Source organism: Nonomuraea sp. NPDC049269, from assembly GCF_043197155.1.
GTDB lineage: Bacteria > Actinomycetota > Actinomycetes > Streptosporangiales > Streptosporangiaceae > Nonomuraea.
Genome location: NZ_JBICSO010000006.1, coordinates 295,132 through 318,904, shown reverse-complemented (window position 1 = coordinate 318,904; position 23,773 = coordinate 295,132). Strand labels below are relative to the sequence as shown.

Annotated in this window: 32 protein-coding genes; 19 read left to right on the top strand and 13 right to left on the bottom strand. The window is 69.0% G+C overall.

All coding sequences use genetic code 11. From position 1 onward, the window contains the following. Positions 1–5 precede the first annotated feature (5 nt). Entirely contained in the window at positions 6–1,106 is a 1,101-nt protein-coding gene (locus ACGFNP_RS33360) for a CU044_5270 family protein (RefSeq protein WP_358328072.1), read from the bottom strand. Next, on the bottom strand, positions 1,103–1,693 hold the full coding sequence (locus ACGFNP_RS33355) for an RNA polymerase sigma factor (protein WP_393325441.1): 591 nt from the start codon (positions 1,691–1,693) through the stop codon (positions 1,103–1,105). Before ACGFNP_RS33355 ends, ACGFNP_RS33360 begins: the two co-directional genes overlap by 4 nt. Before the next feature lie 120 nt (positions 1,694–1,813). On the opposite strand from ACGFNP_RS33355, the gene ACGFNP_RS33350 reads away from it, so the two are divergent. Both ACGFNP_RS33350 and ACGFNP_RS33345 read left to right on the top strand, forming a co-directional pair. Then, positions 1,814–2,158: a PadR family transcriptional regulator gene (locus tag ACGFNP_RS33350; RefSeq protein WP_358328078.1), complete on the top strand. Its 345-nt coding sequence runs from the start codon at positions 1,814–1,816 to the stop codon at positions 2,156–2,158. Further along, positions 2,155–3,018, top strand: coding sequence for a hypothetical protein (locus tag ACGFNP_RS33345; RefSeq protein WP_393325439.1), 864 nt, complete (start codon positions 2,155–2,157; stop codon positions 3,016–3,018). The genes ACGFNP_RS33350 and ACGFNP_RS33345 overlap by 4 nt, the downstream gene beginning before the upstream one ends. Positions 3,019–3,036: 18 nt before the next feature. Here the strand turns inward: ACGFNP_RS33345 and ACGFNP_RS33340 are convergent, their stop codons facing one another. Next, positions 3,037–3,867 carry an NADPH-dependent F420 reductase gene (locus tag ACGFNP_RS33340; protein ID WP_393325437.1) on the bottom strand — a complete coding sequence of 277 codons (831 nt, stop codon included), beginning with the start codon at positions 3,865–3,867 and terminating at the stop codon, positions 3,037–3,039. 23 nt (positions 3,868–3,890) lie between these two features. On the opposite strand from ACGFNP_RS33340, the gene ACGFNP_RS33335 reads away from it, so the two are divergent. Together ACGFNP_RS33335 and ACGFNP_RS33330 are read left to right on the top strand one after the other, a co-directional pair. After that, entirely contained in the window at positions 3,891–4,724 is an 834-nt protein-coding gene (locus ACGFNP_RS33335) for a helix-turn-helix domain-containing protein (protein ID WP_393325435.1), read from the top strand. Between the two features lie 50 nt (positions 4,725–4,774). After that, complete coding sequence (locus ACGFNP_RS33330; protein WP_358328090.1) at positions 4,775–5,245, top strand: MarR family transcriptional regulator; 471 nt, start codon at positions 4,775–4,777, stop codon at positions 5,243–5,245. A 29-nt stretch (positions 5,246–5,274) separates the two neighbouring features. Here the strand turns inward: ACGFNP_RS33330 and ACGFNP_RS33325 are convergent, their stop codons facing one another. Beyond that, the gene (locus tag ACGFNP_RS33325) at positions 5,275–6,726 is read right to left on the bottom strand and encodes a protein kinase (RefSeq protein WP_393325432.1); all 1,452 of its coding nucleotides are present in this window, start codon (positions 6,724–6,726) and stop codon (positions 5,275–5,277) included. Between the two features lie 136 nt (positions 6,727–6,862). Here ACGFNP_RS33325 and ACGFNP_RS33320 point away from each other — a divergent pair, with 136 nt between their 5' ends. Further along, the gene (locus ACGFNP_RS33320; protein WP_393325430.1) at positions 6,863–7,849 is read left to right on the top strand and encodes an NAD-dependent epimerase/dehydratase family protein; all 987 of its coding nucleotides are present in this window, start codon (positions 6,863–6,865) and stop codon (positions 7,847–7,849) included. Positions 7,850–7,868: 19 nt separating this feature from the next. On the opposite strand, the gene ACGFNP_RS33315 is transcribed toward ACGFNP_RS33320, so the two are convergent. Beyond that, positions 7,869–8,588, bottom strand: a complete 720-nt coding sequence (locus ACGFNP_RS33315; protein ID WP_393325428.1) for an SDR family NAD(P)-dependent oxidoreductase — start codon at positions 8,586–8,588, stop codon at positions 7,869–7,871. Positions 8,589–8,699: 111 nt separating this feature from the next. Between ACGFNP_RS33315 and ACGFNP_RS33310 the strand changes: the two genes are divergently transcribed. Both ACGFNP_RS33310 and ACGFNP_RS33305 read left to right on the top strand, forming a co-directional pair. After that, complete coding sequence (locus ACGFNP_RS33310) at positions 8,700–9,620, top strand: RNA polymerase sigma-70 factor (RefSeq protein ID WP_393325426.1); 921 nt, start codon at positions 8,700–8,702, stop codon at positions 9,618–9,620. A gap of 40 nt (positions 9,621–9,660) precedes the next feature. Next, a complete protein-coding gene (locus ACGFNP_RS33305; RefSeq protein ID WP_393325424.1) occupies positions 9,661–10,821 on the top strand; it encodes a WD40 repeat domain-containing protein in 1,161 nt (386 codons plus the stop codon). Positions 10,822–10,827: 6 nt separating this feature from the next. On the opposite strand, the gene ACGFNP_RS33300 is transcribed toward ACGFNP_RS33305, so the two are convergent. Further along, on the bottom strand, positions 10,828–11,259 hold the full coding sequence (locus tag ACGFNP_RS33300) for a nitroreductase family deazaflavin-dependent oxidoreductase (RefSeq protein ID WP_358328110.1): 432 nt from the start codon (positions 11,257–11,259) through the stop codon (positions 10,828–10,830). 100 nt (positions 11,260–11,359) lie between these two features. Next, on the bottom strand, positions 11,360–11,890 hold the full coding sequence (locus ACGFNP_RS33295; RefSeq protein ID WP_358328112.1) for a PadR family transcriptional regulator: 531 nt from the start codon (positions 11,888–11,890) through the stop codon (positions 11,360–11,362). 187 nt (positions 11,891–12,077) lie between these two features. Here ACGFNP_RS33295 and ACGFNP_RS33290 point away from each other — a divergent pair, with 187 nt between their 5' ends. Continuing rightward, positions 12,078–12,518, top strand: a complete 441-nt coding sequence (locus ACGFNP_RS33290; RefSeq protein WP_393325421.1) for a hypothetical protein — start codon at positions 12,078–12,080, stop codon at positions 12,516–12,518. A 2-nt stretch (positions 12,519–12,520) separates the two neighbouring features. Here ACGFNP_RS33290 and ACGFNP_RS33285 read toward each other — a convergent pair whose 3' ends face one another. From ACGFNP_RS33285 to ACGFNP_RS33275, 3 genes are read right to left on the bottom strand one after another with little or no spacing between them, the layout of a single operon-like run. Next, on the bottom strand, positions 12,521–13,381 hold the full coding sequence (locus tag ACGFNP_RS33285; protein WP_393325419.1) for a haloalkane dehalogenase: 861 nt from the start codon (positions 13,379–13,381) through the stop codon (positions 12,521–12,523). A 10-nt stretch (positions 13,382–13,391) separates the two neighbouring features. Then, a complete protein-coding gene (locus ACGFNP_RS33280) occupies positions 13,392–13,775 on the bottom strand; it encodes a pyridoxamine 5'-phosphate oxidase family protein (RefSeq protein ID WP_393325417.1) in 384 nt (127 codons plus the stop codon). Continuing rightward, on the bottom strand, positions 13,772–14,581 hold the full coding sequence (locus tag ACGFNP_RS33275) for an NAD(P)H-binding protein (protein ID WP_358328124.1): 810 nt from the start codon (positions 14,579–14,581) through the stop codon (positions 13,772–13,774). Before ACGFNP_RS33275 ends, ACGFNP_RS33280 begins: the two co-directional genes overlap by 4 nt. 144 nt (positions 14,582–14,725) lie before the next feature. Here ACGFNP_RS33275 and ACGFNP_RS33270 point away from each other — a divergent pair, with 144 nt between their 5' ends. Then, positions 14,726–15,565, top strand: coding sequence for an NAD(P)H-binding protein (locus ACGFNP_RS33270; RefSeq protein WP_393325415.1), 840 nt, complete (start codon positions 14,726–14,728; stop codon positions 15,563–15,565). A gap of 18 nt (positions 15,566–15,583) precedes the next feature. On the opposite strand, the gene ACGFNP_RS33265 is transcribed toward ACGFNP_RS33270, so the two are convergent. Together ACGFNP_RS33265 and ACGFNP_RS33260 are read right to left on the bottom strand one after the other, a co-directional pair. Then, the gene (locus ACGFNP_RS33265) at positions 15,584–17,347 is read right to left on the bottom strand and encodes an FtsX-like permease family protein (RefSeq protein ID WP_393325413.1); all 1,764 of its coding nucleotides are present in this window, start codon (positions 17,345–17,347) and stop codon (positions 15,584–15,586) included. A gap of 5 nt (positions 17,348–17,352) precedes the next feature. Next, positions 17,353–18,093 carry an ABC transporter ATP-binding protein gene (locus tag ACGFNP_RS33260; protein WP_393325411.1) on the bottom strand — a complete coding sequence of 247 codons (741 nt, stop codon included), beginning with the start codon at positions 18,091–18,093 and terminating at the stop codon, positions 17,353–17,355. 203 nt (positions 18,094–18,296) lie between these two features. On the opposite strand from ACGFNP_RS33260, the gene ACGFNP_RS33255 reads away from it, so the two are divergent. From ACGFNP_RS33255 to ACGFNP_RS33210, 10 genes are read left to right on the top strand one after another with little or no spacing between them, the layout of a single operon-like run. After that, entirely contained in the window at positions 18,297–18,767 is a 471-nt protein-coding gene (locus tag ACGFNP_RS33255; protein WP_358328135.1) for a hypothetical protein, read from the top strand. A gap of 5 nt (positions 18,768–18,772) precedes the next feature. Then, positions 18,773–19,936, top strand: coding sequence for an SRPBCC family protein (locus ACGFNP_RS33250; RefSeq protein ID WP_393325408.1), 1,164 nt, complete (start codon positions 18,773–18,775; stop codon positions 19,934–19,936). 36 nt (positions 19,937–19,972) lie between these two features. Next, on the top strand, positions 19,973–20,386 hold the full coding sequence (gvpJ, locus tag ACGFNP_RS33245) for a gas vesicle protein GvpJ (protein WP_358328141.1): 414 nt from the start codon (positions 19,973–19,975) through the stop codon (positions 20,384–20,386). A gap of 1 nt (position 20,387) precedes the next feature. Further along, positions 20,388–21,188, top strand: coding sequence for a GvpL/GvpF family gas vesicle protein (locus tag ACGFNP_RS33240; RefSeq protein WP_358328144.1), 801 nt, complete (start codon positions 20,388–20,390; stop codon positions 21,186–21,188). Positions 21,189–21,194: 6 nt separating this feature from the next. Beyond that, the gene (locus ACGFNP_RS33235) at positions 21,195–21,425 is read left to right on the top strand and encodes a gas vesicle protein GvpG (protein WP_358328148.1); all 231 of its coding nucleotides are present in this window, start codon (positions 21,195–21,197) and stop codon (positions 21,423–21,425) included. Between the two features lie 46 nt (positions 21,426–21,471). After that, positions 21,472–21,873, top strand: coding sequence for a gas vesicle protein GvpO (gene gvpO, locus ACGFNP_RS33230; RefSeq protein WP_393325405.1), 402 nt, complete (start codon positions 21,472–21,474; stop codon positions 21,871–21,873). Beyond that, entirely contained in the window at positions 21,870–22,268 is a 399-nt protein-coding gene (locus ACGFNP_RS33225; protein ID WP_393325403.1) for a gas vesicle protein, read from the top strand. Before gvpO ends, ACGFNP_RS33225 begins: the two co-directional genes overlap by 4 nt. Next, positions 22,261–23,055, top strand: coding sequence for a GvpL/GvpF family gas vesicle protein (locus ACGFNP_RS33220; protein ID WP_393325401.1), 795 nt, complete (start codon positions 22,261–22,263; stop codon positions 23,053–23,055). The genes ACGFNP_RS33225 and ACGFNP_RS33220 overlap by 8 nt, the downstream gene beginning before the upstream one ends. Next, entirely contained in the window at positions 23,045–23,254 is a 210-nt protein-coding gene (locus tag ACGFNP_RS33215) for a gas vesicle protein (RefSeq protein ID WP_393325399.1), read from the top strand. The genes ACGFNP_RS33220 and ACGFNP_RS33215 overlap by 11 nt, the downstream gene beginning before the upstream one ends. Before the next feature lie 22 nt (positions 23,255–23,276). Further along, positions 23,277–23,561, top strand: coding sequence for a gas vesicle protein K (locus tag ACGFNP_RS33210; protein ID WP_358328163.1), 285 nt, complete (start codon positions 23,277–23,279; stop codon positions 23,559–23,561). A 34-nt stretch (positions 23,562–23,595) separates the two neighbouring features. On the opposite strand, the gene ACGFNP_RS33205 is transcribed toward ACGFNP_RS33210, so the two are convergent. Beyond that, entirely contained in the window at positions 23,596–23,769 is a 174-nt protein-coding gene (locus ACGFNP_RS33205) for a CsbD family protein (RefSeq protein ID WP_393325397.1), read from the bottom strand. Between the last annotated feature and the right edge of the window lie 4 nt (positions 23,770–23,773).

The window sequence follows — 23,773 nt, the reverse complement described above, 5'->3', positions numbered from 1 at the left end:
CGGCCTCAGCAGGATGTGGGCCTCTTCGCGTCCTGCGGGACCTCCGGCATGGAGTCCACGACCTTGGTCTCCAGCACCGCCGTGGCGTTGGTCATGATCTGCTTCATGGTCCCGTCCGCCTGCTTGTCCTCTATCCAACTCCGCCAGCCGAGGAACGCGTACGTCTTCGGCTCGAAGATCAGCTCCTCGTGCTCCCAGCCGTCGGGCCCCTGATACCGGATCGAGGCGCCCACGCCCCGCCGGCCGGTCGGGTCGCTGAGGCCGGGAACCACGGTCGCGGTCGGCATCCTGGACAGGGCGTTGAACACCGTGGCGCGCGTGTCGGCATCGATCAGCGGGGTGTCCGCCAGCAGGAAGAGCCGCGTGACGACGGTCCGCTCGATCATGCGGTTGATCTCGTCGTCGCTCGGCGGGGTAGCCCCAGTGGCTCGGTCGTCCCCGTGGACGGCCGCCTCCGCGTCCGCGCGGACTTTTCTCAGGAGCCCATCGGGGTCGGTGGGGAGAGCACCGAGATCCTGTGCGGGCACACGTAGTGCGTCGTCCCCCGAAGGGCATTGGCCGGCACGCTGGTATTCCACCGTTCCCTCAGCCGGCAGGCTCATTTGTCCGCTGTCTCCGCTGATCGGGACGAGCTTGGCGAACGTGGACCGCGCCAGCGCCTTACCTGGATCGGCCGCGGGGATCCAGACCTCGCGGCGGACCTCCTGACTGTTTACCCACTCGTTTCCGCCGCGGCTCATGCCAAAGCGGTAGAGGTAATCGATGCGGCGGACGTACGTGAACTGGCCCTGGCGCGGTTCGTCGGTCCGGGCCGACGCCGCGGCCGCGTTCCGAAGCAGCTCGGCGGCGCTCGCGGGCGGCGTGCCGAGCGGGTACGAGGCGTCGTCCTGTCGCAGGACGATCACACCGGCGGTCATCGCGGCGGCGAGAGCGACCACGAGGCCGCCCCTGAAGGCGGCCCTGGACCGCCGCGGTGCACTGGGCAGGGACGCCGCCGCCTCCGCCTCGACCGCCTCGGCCAGCAGGGTCCGGGCCCGCGCGTTCGCCTGGGAGGTGGGGGCGGGGAGGTTGTCGTGGTGCGTCTTGAGCGTTTCGAAGAGGTTCATTGCAGCGTTTCCTCGTAGGGGCCGATGTTTTCGCGGAGCTTGGTGCGGGCGCGGTTGAGCCGGGAGCCGACCGTTCCGGTGGGGATGCCGAGGGCCTCGGCGACCTCCTCGTAGCTCAGTTGCGCGCAGGCGACCAGCAGCAGTACGTCGCGGTCACCCGGCAACAGCCGTGCCAGGCCGGCGGCCAATTGGGGCTGCATGACGGCCGCCGAGACCCGCTGCACGACGCGCTCGTCATGGCTGGCGACGTGCGTGGGCGGCACGCTCCTGGTGAGGGCCCGGTACCAGCGGGCCTGGGCGCGGGTGTGGTCGGCGACCAGGTTGGCGGCGATGCCGTAGAGCCACGCGCGGGCGCTGGGGCGGGCGGTGTCGTACCGCTTGCGGGAGCGGAAGGCGCGCAGAAATGTTTCCGCCGCGATGTCGTCGGCGGCCGACTCGTCCAGGCGCAGGTGGACGTAGCGGTGGATGGTGTCGAAGTAGCGGTCGAAGACGGCGCCGAACCGTTCGGGGTGGCGCCAGGACTGCTCTATCAGGCAGGCGTCGGTCACCTCGATCGGCGGCGCCGAATCTTGTGGGGGAGCTGGCATGCAGGCAGATCCTTTGCGGCTTACGTTTCCGGACATGACTAGTTCGGCGTAAGCCCGATTTGTCTTCACGGGACTCGGTGGTGGTGACAATAGCTCGCCACTCGATATATCGTGCCGCGTATGGTCAAAGACGCACCTGTGATGAGCGAGCCGGCCTACTTCGTGCTGGCCGCGCTGCTCGATGGTCCCCTGCATGGCTACGGGATCATCAAACGGACCAAGGAGTTGTCCGACGGGAGGGTGCGACTCGCCGTCGGCACCCTCTACGGCGCGCTCAACCGCATGTCGGGCAACCAGCTTGTCGCCGTGGACCGGGAGGAGACCGTACAGGGACGACCCCGCCGCTACTACCGCCTCACCGAGGAGGGCCACCGGGCCCTGGCTGAGGAGGCGGCGCGGATGGAACGGGCGGCCAGAGTCGTCACCCACCGCGCGGCGCCCTGGGCCAGGACGGCGCAGGCATGAGCCGCTCGCTCGCGGAGCGCTGGTATGAGCTCGTCCTGCTGACGTACCCCAAGGGCTATCGCGCGGAGTACGGCGCCGACATCATGGGGGCGCTCATGGAGGCCCGCCGGCTTCCCTCCATCAGGGAGACGGTTGTCCTGATCCGGGAGGGTGTGGCCGAGCGCGCGAGGGGGGCGGCCGCGGATCGCGTGCCGTGGTGGGCCGATGGCGTGCACCTCGGCGTCACGGTCATCGCCGTGGCGAACCTGACCTACGCCCTCATGGATCGCGCCGGCCCGGCGTGGATCGCCGTCTCCACGGCGCTGATGCTGACCCTGATGCGCGGCTGGGCACGGGTGTCCCTGCTGCTCGCCGTGGCCGTCGCGGTGTCGACGGGCCGCGTCATGCTGTTCGGCGGGGACGTGACCGCGTGGGGCTCCGGCCTGCTCGGCCCGTCCTACGGCAACTGGGTGTCCTTGATCCCGTACGGGCTGCTGGCGGCCGGTGCGGCCGTCCTCGCCGTCCGCCGGCCGCGCGGCCTCCGGCGACGCTCGTGGTTCTGGCCCGCGATCCCGGCCGCCGCCGTACTCGTCGCCTACGTTTTCGACGGGCCGTACGGCGAGCTGTGGTCGCTCGTGCGGGCGGGGCTGGAAGCCGGTCTCCTGCTCGTGGCGGTGTGGGCCACGGCCGTCGCCCGCAGCCCGCGCTGGATCATGGCCGCCGCGATGTACGTGCTGCCGATCCAGGTCACCGCCGCCGTCTATACGCGGTCGAGTACGCAGGCTTACCACGTCGTCCTCGCGGTCCTCCTTCTGTCCGTCATCGCGGCGCTCTGGCTGGGGAGTCGCGGCCGGTGGGACGCCCGCGGCCGGCAAGCGTGACCCGGCCGGGTTCCAGGCTCAGTCGTCGTTCGGGATCCTGGCCTCGCCTGCCGGTCGGCGGACCGCGGTCTCGATGAGCTTGCCGACCTGCGCCGCCGGAACGACGATGCCGGGTGTCTGGAGAGTCCACTCGAAGAACGCCTCAACGCTCATGGCGGGCATTTCGCCGAGATAGGGCTGGACGTATACCGGAGTGTTCGGCTCGCTGCGCCAGCTTTCGGCGAGCGGGCCGATGTCCACCGCGTCATAACCGAGGACGTCCAGCAGCCGGGTGGCCGCTGCCTTGGCCTCCGGGTCGTCGCCGGCGATGGGCAGGGCGCTGCGGTCCGGCGCGCCCGTGGGCCGGGCGAGGGAGAACAGCTGGTGCGGGGTGATGTTGTTGAACGCCTTGACCACCCGGGAGGCCGCGAGGTGGCGTTGCAGCAGAGCGCTGGAGGTCAGTTCGCCCGTGTCGAGTTCGGCCAGGTGGCCGTCCCGCTCGGGGTAGTAGTTCGCCGTGTCCAGCACCGTCTTGCCGGCCAGCGCTTCGGCGGGGAGGTGTCCGCAGGCGTTCAGCGGGATGGCCGCCACCACCAGGTCTCCGGCGCGTGCCGCTTCCGCCGGGGTGGCCGCTCGGGCCTGCTCGCCCAGGTCGGTGACGAGATCGGCGAGCGTCTCGGGGCCGCGCGAATTACTGAGGACAACCTTGAGGCCGGCCGCGACGGCCAGGCGGGCAACGGAAGAACCGATCATTCCGCTGCCGATGAGTCCGAGTGTTAGGGGCATGGCTTTTCTCCGTTCGTGGGTGGCTCGCCTGACAGCGTGGAGCCGTCGCGGTCGCCCGAACAGGCCCCTGCTCTGCGTACTCACGGCGTGATCACTAGGGTTGGCGCGTGGACGACAGGACCGAGCTGAGCGGGTTCCTCAAGTCACGCCGTGCCCGCCTGCGCCCGGAGGACGTCGGGCTGCGCGACTACGGCGGAATGCGCCGGGTCGCGGGTCTGAGGCGTGAGGAACTGGCCCGGCTGGCGGGCGTGAGCATCGCCCACTACACGCGGCTGGAACAGGGCAAGGGCGACAGCGTCTCCGACGAGGTCTTGGACGCCATCGGCGTGGCGCTGCGCCTGGACACGGACGAACTGGCTTACCTGCATCGCATCGCACGACGTCCCCAGGCGTGCGCGGGGGCCGCGGCTTCGTCGGGTGTGCCCGTGGGCCTGCGCTACCTGCTGGAGTCGTTCGTGATGACGCCGGCGCTGGTGGTCGGCCGGCACACCCAGATCGTCGGCTGGAACCAGCTCGCCGTGGCGGTGTTCGGCGACTTCCCCCGGCTGCCGGAGGGCCGCCGCACGCTCTCGCACCTGCTGTTCACCGAGCCCTATCTGCGTGAGCTGCACCGTACCGGCTGGGAGCGGGCGGCACGCGAGCACGTGGCGCATCTACGCGTCCTGCTCGGGCGCTATCGCGGGGACCCCGGACTCGCGGCGCACATCGACCACCTGCGGGAGCTGAGTGCGGACTTCGCCCGGATATGGGCGGAGCACCCGGTCGCGCAGGTCCGGTCCCGGGTGTACGTGCTGCACCACCCGGTCGTGGGCGAGCTGACCCTGCACGGCGAGCTCGTCGCGCTGCCCGACGAGCCAGCGTGCTGCGGGCTGGACCTGTTCGCCGCCGAGCCGGGCTCGGCATCTGAGCAGGCACTGCGGAAACTCGGGAGCTCGTCGTAATCTAGCTGCATCGCTAAGTATCTGATCCGCGAAGGTAAATGGAGTCCCGCATGCCCGTCAAACCGCACGACGACCTCGCGGACCGGATCGTCGCCTCCATGACGGACCTCGCCGGTGCCCTCGGACGTCTGAACGACCTGATCGCCCAGCACCTCGGCATCGCCCAGACCGACCTGCTCTGCCTGCACGCACTCAACCGCGCGGGAGCCTCCACGGCCGGCGCGCTCAGTTCGCAGCTCGGGCGGACTACCGGCGCGGTCACGCACATGATCGACCGCCTGGAGAAGGCGGGCTACGTCCGGCGCCAACCTGACCCGCGGGACCGCCGCCGCGTACTCGTCGAGGCTTCGGCCCCGGGGCTCGAACGAATCGCTTCGTTCTACGAGGGGCTCGATGCCCGCAGCCGCCGATTGATGGCCACCTTCTCCGGCGAGCAGCTGGCGACGATCCACACGTTCCTGCTGAGCAGCTACGAAGACGCCACCGAGGAGTGTGATCACCTGATCCAGCAGCGAGGGTGAACAGGGGTCGCTTGGGCAGCCTCAGCCACTCAGCTGAAGCCGTTGGGGCAGAGGAAGGTTCTGATGCTGGCCGGTGCGTTCGCGAGGAGTGCCGAGCCGTTCTCCAGTGAGCAGAAGTTGCTGCCGATCTCGGCGTTGACGAATCGGTCCGCGTTCCGCTTCGCGATCAGGTCGACGCCGCCGACACTCGGGGAGTCGAGCTTGGCCGCGACCCAGTAGCCCACGCACCGTTTGCGCGCGACCACCGCGTCCTCCGGCAGGCCGCCCTGGTTCAGTGCCGCGGCCTGCCGAAGGATCGAGGCCTCGGACGCGCACGGCACGCCGGTGGCGGAGCGGCGCGGGCTCGGGCGCGCGCTCGCCTTCTTCGTGGTGGGCGTCTCCTTTGGGGTCTTCTTCGTGCTCGGCCTTTCGTCGGGGGTGCTGGGTGTTGCCTCGGGGGTATCGCTCTCCGTTGTCGCCTCGTCCGGGTCCTCGCTCGTCTGGGTTTCCGTGTGCGTGGACGAGGGAGAGTCGCTCGGGCTCTGGAGTGCCTCTGGCGTTCCGGCCGAGTTCGCCACGAAGACCGCGCCGACGGCGACGACCGCCGCTATGACGGCCGCGGCCGACCACAGCGGCACCACCAGGCGCTTGTCGGGCGGCGGCAGGGGGATCGTGGCGCCCGCCCTGAGCGCGGTGACGCGGGCGAGCAACTCGCTCGTGGCGGGCCGGGCCGCCCGATCCTTGGCGAGCGCGCTCCGTACGAGGTCGCGGATCCTCGCGGGAACCCCGGACAGGTCGGGATCGACGCTCATGACGCGGTAGGCGAGGACGTCGGGGGCTCCGGTGCCGAACGGCGGGCGGCCCGTCGAGGCGTACGCCATCAGCGCGCCCCAGGCGAAGACGTCGGCGGCGGCGTCCGCCTGGTCGCCCCGGTACTGCTCGGGACTGATCCAGCCGGGCGTCCCGATCAGCGCTCCGGTGCCCGTGAGCCCGCTCTCGTCGAGGGCCCGGGCGATGCCGAAGTCCAGGACCTTCGCGCCGGAGGCGGAGAGGATCACGTTCCCGGGCTTGAGGTCGCGGTGCACGATGCCGGCCCGGTGGATGTCGGTGAGCGCCTCGGCGATGTCCACGCCGAACGAGAGCAGCTCGTCCGCCCCCAGCGGCGCGTTGTCCCGTACGTACGTGCTGAGCGTCGGGCCGGGGACGAACTCGGTGGCCAGCCAGGGAGGCATCGCGGAGGTGTCGGAGGCCAGCACCGAGACCGTGCAGCGCCCGCGTACCCTGGACAGGAGATCGACCTCCCGGACGAAGCGGTCGCGGAACTGCGGATCGGCGGCTAACCCCGGATGGATGACCTTGACCGCGACCTGGGCGCCGTCGTCCGCGATCCCCGCGTAGACCACCCCCATGCCCCCGGCGCCCATCCGGCCCACGATCCGGTAGGGGCCGATCGCCTCGCACTCGTCCATCGTCAGGGGGCCGAAGCCGCCGGGGTCGGTCATCGAGGCTCCCGATCGCCAGATCATCACAAACAGCAACGATCTTATTGACGAGTGCTCCGGTCCGCTGTCAGTGAACCGGGTCCGCTGTCGGTGAACCCGTCTGGGCGATCGGTGTTCGTGGTGCTTGGGTGTCGGGATGGAGATATTGGTTCTGGGCGGAACGGCTTGGGTGGGCAGGGAGCTGTCGCGGCAGGCGATCGAGCGTGGCCATCGGGTGACGTGCCTGGCTCGCGGCGAAAGCGGGGAAGTCGCGGACGGAGCGACGCTGGTGGCCGCCGACCGGCGCGATCCTTCGGCGTACGGACCGCTGCTCGACCGCGAATGGGATGCGGTCATAGAGGTGTCCTGGCAGCCGGGATTCGTCCGGGAGGCGCTTGACGCACTGGGCGGCAGGGCCAGGCACTGGGCTTATGTCTCCTCCGTCAGCGCCTACGCCTCTCATGCCGTGCTGGACGCGGACGAGTCCACGGCCCTGCTGGCTCCGACCGACCGGAGCGAGGTCGACCGGGAGACGTACGGCGAGGCGAAGGTCGCCTGCGAGCAGGCGTCGGCGGCCGTCGTGGGCGACCGGCTCCTCATCGCACGCGCGGGTCTCATCGGCGGCCCGGGCGATCACAGCGGACGCTCCGGTTACTGGGTGGCCCGTGCCGCACGCGATCCGCACGGGCCGATGCTGGTTCCCGACGTGCCGGCCAGGCCGACGCAGGCGGTCGACGTCCGGGACCTCGCCGCCTGGCTGCTCGACGCCGCGGAGGCGGGGACCATCGGCACGTACGACGCCGTCGGTCCGGTCGTGTCGTTCGGGGAGTGGATCGAGCTGTCCCGGGGCATCGGTGGGCACACCGGTTCGATGGTCACCGCCGACTCGGCATGGCTGCTCGCGAACGGTGTGGCCGAGTACATGGGGGCCGAGTCACTGCCGATGTGGTTGGTCGAGCCGGGTTGGGAAGGGTGGTCGGCCCGGAGCGGCGCTGCGGCGCGCGCGGCGGGGCTGCGTCATCGGCCGCGGGCGGAGCTGCTGGCCGACACCCTGCTCTGGGAACGAGAGCAGGGTCTCGACCGGCCAAGACGCGCCGGGCTGAGCGCCGAGCGCGAGCGCGAACTGCTCGACGCTCTTGGCTGACGGCCTCCTGCTCAGCCGATCACCACGCAATGGGGCCAAGGCGATCGAGGAAGATCCCGCTCGGCCCGTCGGCGTCGATCATCGCGAGTTTGACGATCGGGTCGGTGCCCTCGGTGACCGTCAGCTGGCCGGTGTGATGGTTCATGTCGGTGGCGGCGAAGGTGCGGTTGGCGACTTCTCCGGGAGTGACGAGATTGAATTTGATCTTCGGGAGCGCCTGGGCGTACCGAACGGTGATCATGTTCAGCGCCGCTTTCGATGAGCTGTAGGCGAGTTCGTGCATTTTCGAGGCCGGCTGCTCCGGATCGGTCACGACCGCGAAGGTGCCGACCGCGCTGGACACCATCACCACCCGCGGATTGTCCGCCGCCTGCAGCAAGGGGAGGAACGCGTGCGTGACCCTGATCGGTCCGTACACGTTGGTGTCGTAGACGGAATGAATGTCATCGACCGTCGCCTCTGCCGGCGCGACGGCCTTTCCTGGCGCGCCGGCGTTGTTGATCAACACATCCAGCCGGTCTGTGTGCTTCCGGACGAGCCGTACGGCCTCGCTCACGGACTCGTCCGAGGTCACGTCCAGCGGGACCATGACCACGTTCGCGCCGCCGTCGGCCAATTTGTCGGCAGCCGCCCGGCCTCGACCTTCGTCGCGCGAGCCGAGAAAGATCGTCCAACCCTGTTCCCCGAGCCGCCGCGCCGCCTCGAAGCCGAGTCCCTTGTTGCCTCCGGTGATCAGCACCGAGGTCTGTTCCGCGTTTGTCATGCTCTCTATGACGAGGTGCCCCGTTCGGTTGTGACACGGTGCGGCTGCGCTACCCTCGTGCCGCCGGGGCTTCAAGGACGGGTGGGGATGACGCGAGAGCAGGAATTCGAGGCACTGCGGCCGCTGCTGTTCTCGATCTCCTACCGGATCCTGGGCAGCGTGACCGAGGCCGAGGACGCCGTCCAGGAGACCTGGCTGCGTTACGCGACGGCCTCGACGCAACCGCGATCCACCAGGCCCTTCCTCTCGACGACGGTCACCAGGATCTCGATCGACGTGCTGCGCTCCGCCCGGGTTCGCCGGGAGGAGTACATCGGGCCGTGGTTCCCCGAACCGCTGCTCGCCGACCCCTACCAGGACCCGGAACGCGCCGCGGAGCTGACCGAGTCGCTGTCGATGGCGGCACTCCTGCTGCTGGAGCGACTCAGCCCGCTCGAACGCGCCGTCTTCGTGCTCCGAGAGGTGTTCGACTTCGGCTTTCCCGAGGTCGCGTCGGCGGTGGGGCGTTCGGAGGCGGCCTGCCGCCAGCTCGCGTCACGGGCACGCCGCCACATGCGGGATGACCGGCCCCGGTTCGAGACCGACCGCGGGAAACGCGAGGAACTCGCCGGGCGGTTCCTCGACGCGCTCAAGGAAGGGGACGTCGACGGGCTGCGCGAGCTCCTCGCCGCCGACGCTCAACTGGTCAGTGACGGCGGCGGCAAGGTCGGGGGTACGATCCCCGTCTACGGCGTCGAGAGGGTGGCCCGCGTACTGGCCGCCAACATCCCTCCGCTCACCCGGATCGGTGCCGTGCTGGAGGCACACGAGGTGAACGGCCAGCCGGGCGCGATCGTTCGCGACCGCGATGGCAGGGTGGTCAACGCCTGGACGCTCGACATCATCGATGGACGCGTCCAGACCATCCGCTCGGTGATCAACCCCGACAAGCTCGGGCACCTGGGCCCCGTCGCGGACGCCCACGCGGTCATCCACGAGAAGAACCAGGCGCGCCGGCGACCGACCTGACCTCTGGCGTGGCCTCGGCAAATGGTAAGAAGATCACTTCATGCACTTACGCCCGCGCGTCACCATGACGGCCCTGCTCGTGCTCGCACTGGTCGGCGCCTGCGGAGATCCGGCCGCCGATCGGGTCTCGCTCAAGGGCGAGACGACAGCCGTACCCTCACTGTCGGGGCCCTCCCCTTCCATGCCCTCAGGTCCGATCGCGCCGCCATCGCTCACCGCGGCCCTTCCGTCGCCGCGTCCGATGGCGACCTCCCTGGCCGCCCCCATGGCGACCGCTGCGCCCCTGCCCGCGACCGGTTCACCGCGCCTCTTCGTCACCGCGAGAACCCCGCTCGCGTACTTCCCGGACAGGTCCAAGACGGCGATCATGACTCCGGTACGGCCCGCCGTACACGACGCCACCACCGGAGCATTCGTGGCGACCATCCCGCTTCCGCAGGGAGTGCGTTCCTCCTGGCACGTCGTGGCCGCCGCACCGGACAACCGGACGTTCGTGCTGGCCGGCTGGACCGGGGAGGACGACGAGCCCTTCCGGTTCTTCCGCGTCCGCCTTGCCGATGATGGGCAACCGGGCGATCCGATACCCGTTCCGAAGCTTGAGATCGAGGACGCGGTCGCGATCGACGCTGCCGCCCTGAGCGCGGACGCCACCAGGCTGGCCTATGCCACTGCGCTCATCGGCGGTGGGGCCAAGATCTCCATCCTCGATCTCGCCACCGGGCGGCGCCGCGACTGGAGCGCTCGCGCGCAGTCAATGGTGGGCGGCCTGGCCTGGGCGCCGGATGGCCGACGGCTCGCCTGGGTGGGCGGTATGAAGATCATCGGCATCCTCGACCTCGCCAGGCCGGAATCCGACCTGATGGCCGCCACCAGTTTCGTCAAGCAAAAGGAAGGCCTGCCACTGCTGGACTCCGTGGCGTACACACCCGATGGCAGCGCCTTGATCTACTCGGCCGCGCACACCATCGAGCGAGTGCCGGTCGACGGCCGGCAGGAGCCGCGGGTCCTCGCGCGATTGACGCTGCCCTCCGACGCGTCGCTGAGCCTCCATTTCAGCCTCGACGGAACCGGCCGATACCTGATGTACGTCCACCAATGGCGAGCCTTTCGAGTGGATCTCAACGATGGCTCGACCACCTCGGTGCCCATCACGGTGAAGGAGCACCCGGGTGAGGGTGATCCGCCACGCGCCGCTTGGTGAAGATCGTCACGGGCTGGACTCGATGACCACGACCGGGATCTCCCTCGGCGCCTTCCGCTGATAGCCCGCGTACTGCGGCCATACTCCGGTCATGGTCTCCCACAGGCGGGGTCGCTCGTCGGCGGTCGCCGGGCGGGCCACCGCGTCGAACACGTCGGCGCCGACCTGCACCCGGACCCGCGGTTCCGCGAGCAGGTTGTGGAACCAGAGCGGATGGTCGGCGGCGCCGCCGTTGGAGGCGACCACGAGGTAGTGCTCGCCGTCGCGGCCGTAGATGAGCGCGGTACGGCGGGGGAGTCCCGAGCGGCGGCCGGTCGTGGTGATCAGCAGGGTCGGCGCGCCATGAAAGAGGTGGCCACGGGCGCCCCCGGACTCGACGTATTTCTTGACGTGGCCGGCGACCCACTTGGTCGGGCTGTCGATCGGCTCCTGGCTCATCGGGCTCCTTCGCAGAGGGATAACCAAATTTGGTTAACCAAATTTGGGTATCGAACTATGGCCCACCCGCCCTCTCACCGTCAAACCGGCGGGCGACCGGTCAGGCCGGCACCTCACCCCGTTCGAGCCGGACGATCAGCCCCCGAGTCCATGTCGCGTCGCCCGCGGCCTGCTTCGCGCGCAGGTCGAACAGCTCCGTCAGGTGTCCCGGCCTCGGACTCTCGCGCATCACGGCCTCGATCCGCGCCCGCTCGTCTTCCATGGCGCGCAACCGCTCCTTGAGCAGCGCGATCGCTTCCTCTTTCGGCAGCGCCGGCAGCAGCGCGATGGCCGCGTCGAACATCTCCGGACGCCGGTCGGGCACGCTCAAAGCGGTCCGAAGCAGCCGCAGGAACTCCGACTCACCCTTGTCGTTGATGGCGTAGTCGACACGGCCCGGCCATTCGTGCACCTCGGTGGCGTCCAGCAGTCCGTCCTTGGCCAGTTGGCGGAGGGCGTGGTAGATCGATCCCGACCTGAGCCCTGCCCACTGCCCGGCCTCCCACGACTCCAGTTCGGCGCCGACGAGATAGCCGTGTGCCTGGCTGAGCCGCCGTACCACGCCCAGGACCAGCAGTCGCGTCGCCGACATCGTCTCCCTCATTCGCCGAACGCGGCCCCACCGCGTGACCGCGCGCCCGATCCAGGCTAGACGGGTTCCCAACTCGTTCTGCTGCGGAAGCCCTGGTGTGGCCAGGTGGCGCCCCGCGTGTCACCATTCGCAGATGATCGAATCACTACCGGATTTATCCCTGCCAGGTGAGAGACCTGGTAGGCAGATGGTCTTGGCCTGGGCGGTGGGGATCATCCTCACTGTCGGTCTCATCGCGGGGACCGTGCTGACGATCACGCTCTTCCCTGACTCCCCGTATTGCGGGGAGTACACCGGGTGTCTCGGCCTGCTCGTGCACGCGTGGGAGGTCGGGCGCTGGGTCGTGATCGTCCTGGCCTGGCCGTTGCTGTACCTCCTGCGCGTACGACCGTCCTTGCCCGCCGCCGCTCTGGCCGCGCTCCTCCTGATGGCGATCTGGCAGTTCGCCGAAGCGCGGTTGCGTACCTCGTTCGGCGACTCCGTCCTTCTCATCTTTTTCAGCGGCGTGATCTCGTATCCGGCTGCGGCCTGGTTGGCCGGGACCCGAATCGCCCGGCCAACGCTCGTCCTGTCCGTCGCCTCGTTGCTCGCGTTCTACCTTCTGGCCGCCGCACTCCTGCCTGACTGACGTCAACGAAGGTGGTGTCTGTCCGCCCACGCCGAGATGGCCGTGGCGATCGCGACGGGGTGGTCCTCTGGTGTGTGGTGCCCGGCGACGGCCTCGGAGTGTTCGATCTCCAGGCCGGCCATGTTGGCCGCGCACCACGCTACGAGGCCTTCGTGCATCATCGCCCCCGGACCGGGGGCGAACGTGAGCAGCAGCTTGGGCACGTCCGCACTGGCCGCCAGCCACCGGTCGTACGCCTCGATCCTGGCCACGACGTCGGCGGGCTCGCCGCCCAGCGGCATGGCGCGCGGCCACTGCAGGAGCGGCAGCCTGCTTTCGCGCGTCGGATACGGCTTGCGGTAGACGTCGAGGTCCCCCTGGGAGATCGGGGTGGCCGTGGTGCCCGGCAGGCCCTGCTCGATGAAGGCGTTGTCATCGAGGATCATGCCCTCGCCGACCCCCTCGGTCTTGATCGCCCGGAACAGCTCACGGCCGCCCTCCGGGAACTCCTCCCAGGCCATCGGCTTGACGATGGTCTCGGTGAACGCGATGCCGCGCACCCGATCCGGGTGGCGCGTGGCCCAGTCGAAGGCCAGGGCGCCACCCCAGTCATGCCCCACCAGCACCACGTCCTGGAGGTCCAGCGCGTCGAACCAGGCGTCCAGGTAGCGCGCCTGGTCGGCGAAGGTGTAGGCGATATCCGGTTTGCCCGAGTCGCCCATGCCGATGAGGTCGGGGGCCAGGAGCCGTCCGGGTCCCACGCCCGGCATCACATCACGCCACAGGTAGGACGAGGTCGGGTTGCCGTGCAGGAAGACGATCGGCGCCCCGGCGCCGGACTCCCGGTAGTACATGGTCGAGTCAAGAACGTGCTGAACAGGCATGATCTACTCCTTATCGAAGGTTGAGCTGGGTGATGCGGTCGACCGCGATCTCGATGACCACGCGACCGGGCGGATTCGGGGGCGGCGTCCCATAGCGCGCGAGGTAATGACGTACGCCCTCGGCCACCCGCTTGGTGTCGTCGTGCACGGTGGCGACGCCCTCGAGCGTCACCCACCGGAACCCCACCGGTTGGCAGAGCGCCACGCGCCCGCCCGGCCCGGCGATGAGGTTTCTGGCCTTTCTGGTGGTGCCGATGGTCAGGACCCGGGCCAGCCCCGCCTCGCCGTCCCAGGTGAAGCGCACCGCGACCACATGAGGCGAGCCGTCGGGACGCAAGGTGGTCAGGGTGGCCACCTGAGGCTCGGCGAGGAAGCGCTCAAGGATCGGGTTCACCGGAAGGCGGGGAGGTTGCGCGCGGCCCACTCGTCGAAGGTGCGCGGCGCACGCCCGAGGATGCGCTCGACGTCGGGGCTGACGGCCTGCTCACCCGCGGTCGGCGCGCCGAGGATGGCCAGCGTGCCCTCGACGACGGGCTCGGGCATCACCTGGAGCATCTGCGCGCGCGCCTCATCGCGGGTCTGCTCCACGAACCGCACGGGCTCGCCGAGTGCCCGGCCGATCGCCGCCGCCCGCTCGCGCGGGGTGACGAGCACGGGTCCGGTCAGTTCATAGGTACGCCCGGAGTGCCCGGACTCACGCAGAACCGCGGCCGCGACCTCGGCGATGTCGGCCGGGTCGATGGTCGGCAGCCCGACGTCCCCGAAGGGCGCGGCGGCGGTACGCCGGGTACGGACGGATTCGGCCCAGGCATAGGCGTTGGAGGCGAAGCCGCCCGGCCGCAGGATCGTGAAGTCCAGCCCCGACTCGCGTACGACCTGCTCGAACAGGGCCGGGTGCCGGTAGACCTCGGGACGGGTGCCCGCTCCCTGCGAGGACAGCAGGACGATCCGCTTGACGTTCGCGGCCTCCTTCAGGATCCCGTGCGGGTCGTCTCCGGCGACGAGCAGGAAGAGCGCGTCGGCGCCGTCCAGCGCGGGGCGGAGGCTCGCGGGGTCGTTCAGGTCGCCCTGGCTGTGCCGTACTCCCTCGGCGAACTCGGCCGGCTGGCGGGACACTGCCGTGACCTGTTCCCCTGCGGCGGCGAGCGTGTTGACGAGCTCGCGCCCGACGTTACCCGTGGCGCCGGTGACAACGATCATGATTGCTCCTCAGAAAGTTAGTCAGTTAGTTGGCTGACTGAGAAGAACCATAGCGGGTCCGCGCGACGCTTGTCGATAGTTAGTTGGATGACTGACTCAGATAAAGATCGGAATATTTCCGTACACGATCAGGCTGGCCTGGGCGTGAACAGGATCCTTGTGACCGGCGCGACCGGCAATGTCGGTCGGCAGGTTGTTGCCCAGCTCGTGTCCACCGGCACCCCTGTGCGCGCGCTGGTGAGAGACGCCCAGCGACCCCCCGAACGGGCCGAGGCAGTCGAAGGAGACCTGGCCAGGCCGGGCACACTGGAGCGCGCGCTGGCGGAGATCGAGACGGTGTTCCTGATCTGGCCCTTCCTCACCACCGAAGGCGCCCCGGCCGTCCTCGACGTGATCGCCGCCCATGCCCGCCGCGTCGTCTACCTGTCGTCGTCGGGCGTGAATGACGAGGCCGAACGGCAGACCGACCCGATCAACCAGCTCCACGCCGATATGGAGCGCCTGATCGAGCAGTCCGGCCTGCGGTGGACCACCCTGCGGTCGAACACGATCGCCTCCAACGCGCGCGGCTGGGCCGAACAGATCCGGAGCGTGGGAGTCGTCCGGGGTCCCGACATCGCCGCCACCGCGGTGATCGACCCGAGGGACATCGCGGCGGTGGCGGCACGGGTGCTGATCGACGAGGGACATGAGCGTGCGACGTACGTGCTGACCGGTCCACAGGTGGTGAGCAGGGCCCAGCAGGTACACGCGATCGGGGAGGCGATCGGCCGCCCGTTGCGCTTCGAGGAGGTGCCCCTGGAAGCCGCGCGAAAGCAGCTGCTCGCGGACGGTCGGCCTCCTGCCCTGGTAGAGGCCCTGCTGGCCAGCGCCGAAACGCGACCTCACTCCGGATTGATCACCTCCACGGTGGAAGAGATCACCGGAGCGCCGGCACGTACGTTCCGCGAATGGGCCACCGACCACGCCGGCGACTTTCGCTGAACAGGGCCGGCCGGCCGGTCAGGCCGCGTCGGCGCTGAGGGTATGTGCCACGGGACGGCGGGCCGCGAAACGTGCGGGTACGGAGGCGAGGGCCACCGTCGCCAGGAGGGTCGCGAGTGCGGCCGCGAGGACCCACCCGATGGACGGCAGGACCAGCTCTCCGACGCTGAAGGCCCAGTACAGGACGATGCCCATGGGCGCTCCGACGACAGCGCCGGGCAGGGCGGGCAGCAGCTGGGCGACGGCCAGCCCGGCTGAGACCTGCCCGGGGGTGGCGCCGAGCGCACGAGTGATCGCCATGTTCACCCTGGCCTCCACCGCCAGGGTCCAGGTGAGCGTGATGATGTTCACCGCGGCGAGTGCGATCAGGACGGCGGTGACCGCCAGCAGCAGCTCGCGCGCTTGATCGTCTCGCAGGTTGCTCAGCGTGGGGCCGTACCCCTTCGAGGGCTGGGCATTCAAGGTCAGCCCCGCAGTGAGCATGGTGACGGTGGTGGCGGTGCCGCACGCGTGCAGCACGGCGCGGCCCGGTCGGCGGGCGATCAGGCGCAGCCCGAGCATGACCGGAGTGGGCAGCCACGCGGACAGTGGGGTCGACAGGGCCCGGCGGCGCGGACGCTGGGCGATGTCGGCCAGCGCGGGGACGGTCGCGGTGCGCAGGGCCCGTACGGTGGGACCGAGCGTGGACAGCGCCGCCACCAGCAGGGCGAAGACGGTCGTCGCGATGATCGTGCCGCGGGTCGGCCCGGAGGCGGCGGAGATCAGGCTGGCGGTGGGGTTGGAGACGGCGGGTGCGGCCAGGCGGGCGACCACGAGTCCCAGGGCGTCGGCCAGGAGCGCCAGGGTCAGATATTCGGCGAACAGGACGACGGCGACCAGTCCTGGCGTGGCGCCGACGGCTTTGAGCAGTCCGACCCGCCGCGTCTGCTTGGCGGCACGTCCGGCCGCCAGTGCGGCCACACCGGTGATGGCCAGGAAGCCGAGCAGCCAACTGCCGACGACCAGGATCGGCTGGCTGGTCCTGAGCATGTGCGAATCCTGCTCGATCATGAACTGCCAGGTGAAGAAGTTCACCGGGAAAGCCGGGTCCCGGTAGGAGTCCACGAACGCCGAGGTCGCCTCGGGGTCGCGTAGCTTCAGGTCCAGGGCGGTGGTCACCGGGAGGTCTCGTGATGCCACTGCCCGGGCATCACGTTCGGCCAGCCAGACCAGACCGCTGTAGTCGGTCGGCCCGCCGCCCGGGCCGTTCAACTGCGCCCACGGATAGACGGGGACGGCCGCGGTGACGGCGATCCCGGCGATGGTGAACGTCCGGCCGGAGATGGTGACGCGGTCACCGACGTGGACGCCGAGAGCGGCGGCGAAGCCGCGTTCGACCACCACGGCTCCGCCGTGTACCCAACCGCCCGAGGTCACCAACGGGCGGTTCACCGGCCCCGGTTTCGCGCTGGCGACGTGCACTACCGCACCCGCCTTGACGTCACCCGCGGTGAGCGACGCGTACACGATGCGGTACGGCCCGTTGCGGGCGGAGACCTCGGGATCGTCCTTCAACGACGCCAGAGCCGAGAGGTCGGAGCCTGCGGACACCGCCACCAGGTCCGGGCCGCCCGTGGCCTGCCGAGTCTGGTGGTACATCGCCTCGGTCACCCCGCTCAGCGACAGCCCCAGGGCCAGAGCCGCGGTGGCGGCGGTTATCGAGAGCAGGAGCATCGCGGACTGGACCCCGTGCCGGCGGATGTCGGCGATGACGAGGCGGGCGACGAGTACGGCGCGGCCCACGGCGGTCAGCCCTCCAGCCCGATCAGGCCGCCGAGCCACCCCGTGGTGCCACCGGCCATCCGGGTGTCATCGACGAACATCCCGTCGCGCATGGAGATCAGCCGATCCGCGATGGCCGCGACCCGCTCGTCGTGCGTGACGATCACGAGAGTCTGCCCGGCGGAGCGCAGTTCGTCGAAGATGCTCAGCATGTCGCGGGTCGCCGCGGTGTCGAGGTTGCCGGTCGGCTCGTCGGCCAGCATGAGCAGCGGCTCGTTGATCAGGGCGCGGGCGATGGCGACACGCTGACGCTGCCCGCCGGACAGCTCCGAAGGCAGATGCCGGGCGCGGCCGGCGAGCCCGACCCGGTCCAGCAGGAGGCGCCCGCGCCGCCTGGCCTCGCGTGGTGAACTCCCGGCCAGCAGCGCGGGCAGCTCCACGTTCTCCGCCGCCGACAGCTCCTCCATCAGATGGAAGGCCTGGAAGATGAATCCCACCGACCGGCGCCGCAGTTGAGCCAGAGCCCGCTCGCTCAGGGTGTCGATGCGTCGGCCGGCCAGCCAGATCTGCCCACCGTTGGGCCGCTCCAGCCCGCCCAGCAGATGCAGCAGGGTGGATTTCCCGCAGCCGCTGGGCCCCATCACCGCCAGCATCTCCCCATCGGGTACGTCCAGGTCGACCTCGTCAACCGCGCGGACCCGGCTCTGCCCCTGACCATGCTCCTTTACCAGGCTGCGGACCCGCACCACAGCACTCGACTCGGCCATGCACCCTCCCCCCTAACGGTTAGCCAATAGATAGCGGTTAGCCACAAGAGGTGTCAAACGCCACATCCCTCCACGCGAATACCTGGCCGGCCCATTTCGGGCCGCCCTTTACGTCAAATCTGTCGGTTTTTTCCGATCATGTGTTTGTTTGTCGGTTTCCGGGCAGGTGGAGACCGGTTGTTCGAGCGCAAGGAGCGCTGGTCATGAAAGACAAAATCCAGATAGGGCTGGCTATCGCCGCGGGGTACTACCTCGGCCGACGCCACAAGCTACGTTGGGCGACCACACTGGCGGCCGCCGGACTGGCCAGTCGACTGCGGGGCCAGGGGGGCCTGCTACAGCAGGGGATCAAGGCGCTCGGTACGTCGCCCGAGCTGGAGAAGATCACCGGCCGCCTGCGCGGCGAGCTGATGGAGGTCGGCAAGGCCGCGGCGGTGGCCATGACGAGCAGGCAGATCGAATCGCTGACCACGAGACTGCACGAGCGGGCCGAGGGGTTGCGCCTGCCGACCGCGCCCAAGGACACGGACGAAGAAGAGGACTACGAGGAGGACGAGTACGAGGAGGAAGAGCCTGAAGAGGAAGAGCCGCCCCCGAAGCCGGCGCCGCGAAGAAGAAGGCCCAAGGCCGAACCCGCACGGGCCACGCGGCCCGTCCGCAGAGCACGGGGGTGAGCTCGATGGCTCAAGCACCGAAGACTCAGCCCCTCAAGAAGGTCACGGAGGCGCTGCCGACGAACGAGCTCACCCAAGAGCTCAAGAACCTCGGCCAAGCCTTGGCTGAGCGAGGCCTGCAGTCCCTGGCCGACAGAGTCGAAGGGATGACCGGCCGGCTTACCGAGTACGCGGCGGGCGACGGCGGAGGCGGACTGATAAGCGCGATCACCGGATCGAAGAAGTCGGATGGCTCGCCCTCCAAAGGTTCGATCCTGGGCTCTGCCGGCCTGGGTGCTGTCAAAGGCGCCTTCTCGGGCCTGATGGGCGGCCTGACCAAGGGGAACAAGAAGCTGCGGTTCGTCAACATCAGTGAAGCGCTCGACATCGGCGCTCCTGTGCGGGTCGTCTACAACCAATGGACGCAGTTCCAGGAGTTTCCCACCTTCATGAAGAAGGTGGAGCACGTAGGGAACGAGTCCGAGGAGAAGCTCGACTGGAAGGCGCAGATTTTCTGGTCCCATCGGAACTGGGAGTCGCAGATCGTCGAGCAGGTGCCCGACGAACGGATCATCTGGCGGTCTAAGGGGCCCAAGGGCTACGTCGACGGCGCCGTCAGCTTCCACGCCCTCACACCCAACCTGACCCGGGTCCTGCTCGTACTCGAGTACCACCCGAAGGGGCTGGTGGAGCACGTCGGCAATATCTGGCGCGCGCAGGGCAGGCGGGTACGACTGGAGTTCAAGCACTTCAGGCGGCATGTCATGACGCAGACCATGCTGCATCCCGAGGAGATCGAGGAGGCCGGTTGGCGCGGCGTGATCCACGACGGCGAAGTCGTCAAGGACCACGAGACGGCTCTCGAGGAGGAACGGGCCGCAAAGGAAGAGGAACCAGAAGAGGGCGAGCGCGCGGAAGCGGAAGAGGAGGAGCCGGAAGAGGGCGAGCGCGCGGAAGCGGAAGAGGAAGAGGAAGAGCCGGAAGAGGAAGAAGAAGCGCCGGAGGAAGAAGAAGACGAGCTAGAAGAAGAGGAACCAGAGGAGGAGGAAGAAGAAGAGGAAGAGGAGCCGGAGGAAGAGGAAGAGCCGGAAGAGAAGCCGCGTGCCGCCCAAAGGCGTCCGAGGAGAGCACCGCAGGCTCCCGCCAAGGAGCGGCCGGTTCGCCGCAGGACCAGTGGCCGGAGTGCGTGACGCGGGGCCACGTCACGAAGATCGAGGGGAACAGTAATGACCGTCCAACCCGCGTCAGGCGGAGTAGCCGCCGGTCCATCTCCGTCAGGCTTGGCCGATGTCATCGACACGATCCTCGACAAGGGGCTTGTCATCGACGCGTACGTCCGGGTCTCACTCGTCGGCATCGAGCTCCTGACGATCGATGCCCGGATCGTCGTGGCCAGTGTCGATACCTACTTGCGCTTCGCCGAGGCCGTGAATCGGACGGATCTTTCGGAGTCCGGCGGGGAGGGCCTGCCCGAGCTCATGAAGGACATGTCGCAGGGCCAGATCAGCGGTAAGAGCAAGGACGTCGCCCAAGGGGTGCTGGAAGCGGCGGGGGAGAAGCTGGGTGACTTCGTCGGCGGTGACCGTGGCGAGAAAAGCGAAGAGAAGCGCAGTCGGCGGCACGACCGAGAGGAGCGCTGAAATGGCGCAATCTGCGAAAGCCGCGGATGCCGCTGGGCCCGAGCAGCGTGCCCAGACCACCGGTGTCTACATCTACGGTCTCGTACCCGAGGACGTCGAGGTGTCCAGCGACGCGCGGGGCGTAGGGGACGAACCTGGAGAGATCAAGCTGGTCCGGCATGGCGAGATCGCTGCTCTGGTGAGCGAGGTCGCGCTCGATCGCCCGCTGGGCACCCCCGACGACCTGTTCCGGCACGAGGCCCTGCTCGACGCCACCGCCGCCGAGGTTCCGGTGCTTCCGATCCGCTTCGGTGCGGTGATGACGAACACGGAAGCCGTCGTCGACGAGCTGTTGACGCCCCACCACGATGAGTTCCGCAGCGCGCTGGACGAACTGGAGGGGCGGGCCGAATACGTCGTCAAAGGGCGCTACGTCGAGCAGACGCTGTTCCGCGAGGTGCTGAGAGAGCTCCCAGAGGTCGCCCAGTTGCGTGAGGAGATCCAGGGAAAGCCCGAGGACCTGACGCGGGATGCGCGGATCCGGCTCGGGGAGCTGGTGAACCAGGCGGTCGCGGCCAAACGCGAAGCCGACACGCAGACCCTGGTCGAGGCCGTGGCTCCCCTCGCCGTCTTCACCGTCATCCGGGAGCCATCGCATGAACAGGACGCCGTTCATGTGGCCGTGCTCATGGAGACGGACCGGCAGGGCGAGCTGGAGGAGGTCGTGAACGGGTTCGCCGATCAATGGGCCGACCGGGTCGAGATGCGCCTGCTCGGTCCGCTGGCACCGTACGACTTCATCACCGCGCGGACCGGGGAGTGATGAGGGATGGGACTGATCGGCCTCATTTTCGGCTGGCCGCTCGCACCGGTCAAGGCGGTGATCAGGCTCGGCGAGCTGATCCAGGAGCAGGCGGAGCAGGAATTGCACGACCCGGCGGCGATCCGGCGTCGGCTGGAGGAGGTCGAGCGGTCCAGAGCCGCCGGCCTGATCTCCGAAGAGGAAGAGGCTCAGGAGATGCAGGAGACTCTTGAGCCGTTGACCGGCGGACCCGACTAGGTCGAGGCCGCCACGCCGCCGGATGACGAACAAGGGGGGTGATCGTGTGCCTGTCAGGCGCACTGCCCGCGAAGAGCGGGCGGCCGACATCCGGGCGGAGAAAGGCTCGCGGGAAGAAAGCGACGACGTCAACGACGAGAGGCGGACGGAGCCGCGTCCCAAACGCCGTTCACGCGGGCTGTCGGTGCCGGCGGCCGGCGAAGCGGGGCTGCGTCACATCGCCGATCTGGCCGGGGGGGACCCGGAAGGCATCACACTGGTGGAGCCGGTCGAGGGTGGCTGGGTGGTGAATGTCGAGGTATTGGAAGATCACCGCATTCCATCCTCTGGCGACATCCTCGCGCTGTACGAGGCGGAGTTGGATCCGGAGGGAAAACTGCTGTCCTACCGGAGGCTCCAGCGTTACAGGCGGGGCAGCGGCCCCACCGAGGAGGGCGGTCCGCGATGACCGAGCCGGGTGGCGTCGTACGCCAGCCCACCTCTTCCCTGTCCTCCGGCCACGAGCCGGCGAACCTCGGCGACATCCTGGAACGGGTCCTGGACCGAGGCATCATCATCGCGGGAGACATCCGCGTGAACCTCCTGGACATCGAGCTGCTGACCATCAAACTCCGATTGATCATCGCCTCGGTCGACACCGCCAGGGAGATGGGTATCGACTGGTGGGAGCACGATCCCTGGCTCTCCGGCAAGGACCAGGAGCTGGTCGAGGAGAACCGCAGGCTCCGAGCCCGCCTCGCCGCGGTGGAGGAGGGCACCGCCCTGCCCCGCGGGCGGACCGCCGAGGTCGAGCCCGCGCGCAGGCGAACAGTTGAAGCTGAAGTGGAAGAGCAAGATGAATAACGCGGGCACCTATCTGTACGCCGTCACGGGCGCCGAGGGCTCCGCACCTGCTGAAAACCTGAAGGGTGTGGCCGGCGAGGCGGTCCGCGCGATCACGCATGCCGGTCTCGTCGCCTACGTGAGCACGGTCCCGCTGGATCGGTTCGGCGAAGAGCCGCTGCGGCGGTCCATGGAAGACCTGGACTGGCTGAGTGAGACCGCCCGCGCGCACCATCACGTGGTCGAGGCGGTCGCGCGGACGACCCCGACGGCCCCGGTACGGCTGGTCACGGTCTACAGCGGCGAAGACCAGATCCGGGAACTCCTGGACCGGCGCCATGACGATTTCACCGCGACACTCGCGCGGATCACCGGCCGGCAGGAATGGGGGGTGAAGGCGTACGTCGATCCGACTGCTCCGCCTTCCGGCGAAGGCGGCGAGAAAGACGAGGGGGCGACCAGTCCGGGACTGGCCTACCTCAAGAAACGTCAGGCGAGTCTGCGTAGCCGCGAGGAGAACTGGCGCCAAGCCGCCGTACGCGGCGAACACATCCATGACGTCCTCAAGTCCGTGGCGGTCGCGAGCCAGCGCCATCGCCCCCAGGACCCTCAGCTTTCGGGTCGTGCGGAGTGGATGGTTCTCAACGGCGCCTACCTCGTCGATCTCGACCGCGGTGCGGAATTCGCGCGGCTCGTCAGCGGGCTGCGCGGCCCGGGAATCGATGTGCAGCTCACCGGCCCATGGGCGCCGTACTCCTTCGCCGCCTTCGCCGAGCCGTCCAGAGGGGAGACAGGCGATGACGCTTGACCAGCCCCGCGGTGCCGTGCTCGCCGAGGAGGGCCGGCTGCCGCCCGAGCGGGTGGCGCTGGTGGACCTCCTGGACCGGCTGCTGGCGGGCGGGGTCGTCGTGAGCGGCGACCTCGTCCTGTCCATCGCGGACATCGACCTGGTGCGCATCTCGATACGCGCACTGATCATGTCGGTACGGGGCGCCGATGAAGAATAGGCCCGCTTCATCGGAGCAGAAGGTGCCGTCGAGACGGCTACGCATCGAGACCGACGCCGAGGCGGTGGAACGCGACCTGTCGCGCCTCGTGCTCACCCTAGTCGAGCTGGTACGCCAGCTCGTCGAGCGTCAATGCGTACGACGGATGGAGCAAGGAGACCTGTCGGACGAACAGATCGAGGCGCTGGGCCTGACCTTGATGCGCCTGGAAGAAGCGATGACCGAGCTGTGCGACCGTTTCGGCCTTTCCCCATCCGATCTCAATCTCGACCTCGGACCACTGGGGACGCTGCTTCCCCCAGAATGAGACAGCGGAAGCCGGCTGGCTTCCGCTGTTCAGCTCACTTCTTGAAGGCGTCCTTCACCTTTTCGCCCGCCTGCTTGAGGTTGCCCTTGGCCTTCTCGGTCTTCCCCCTGGCCTGCAGCGATGTATCGTCGGCGGCGTCTCCGACACGCTCTTTGGCCGTGCCCTTCACTTCCTGCGCCTTGGCCTTGATCTTGTCTGCCTTGCTCATGTTC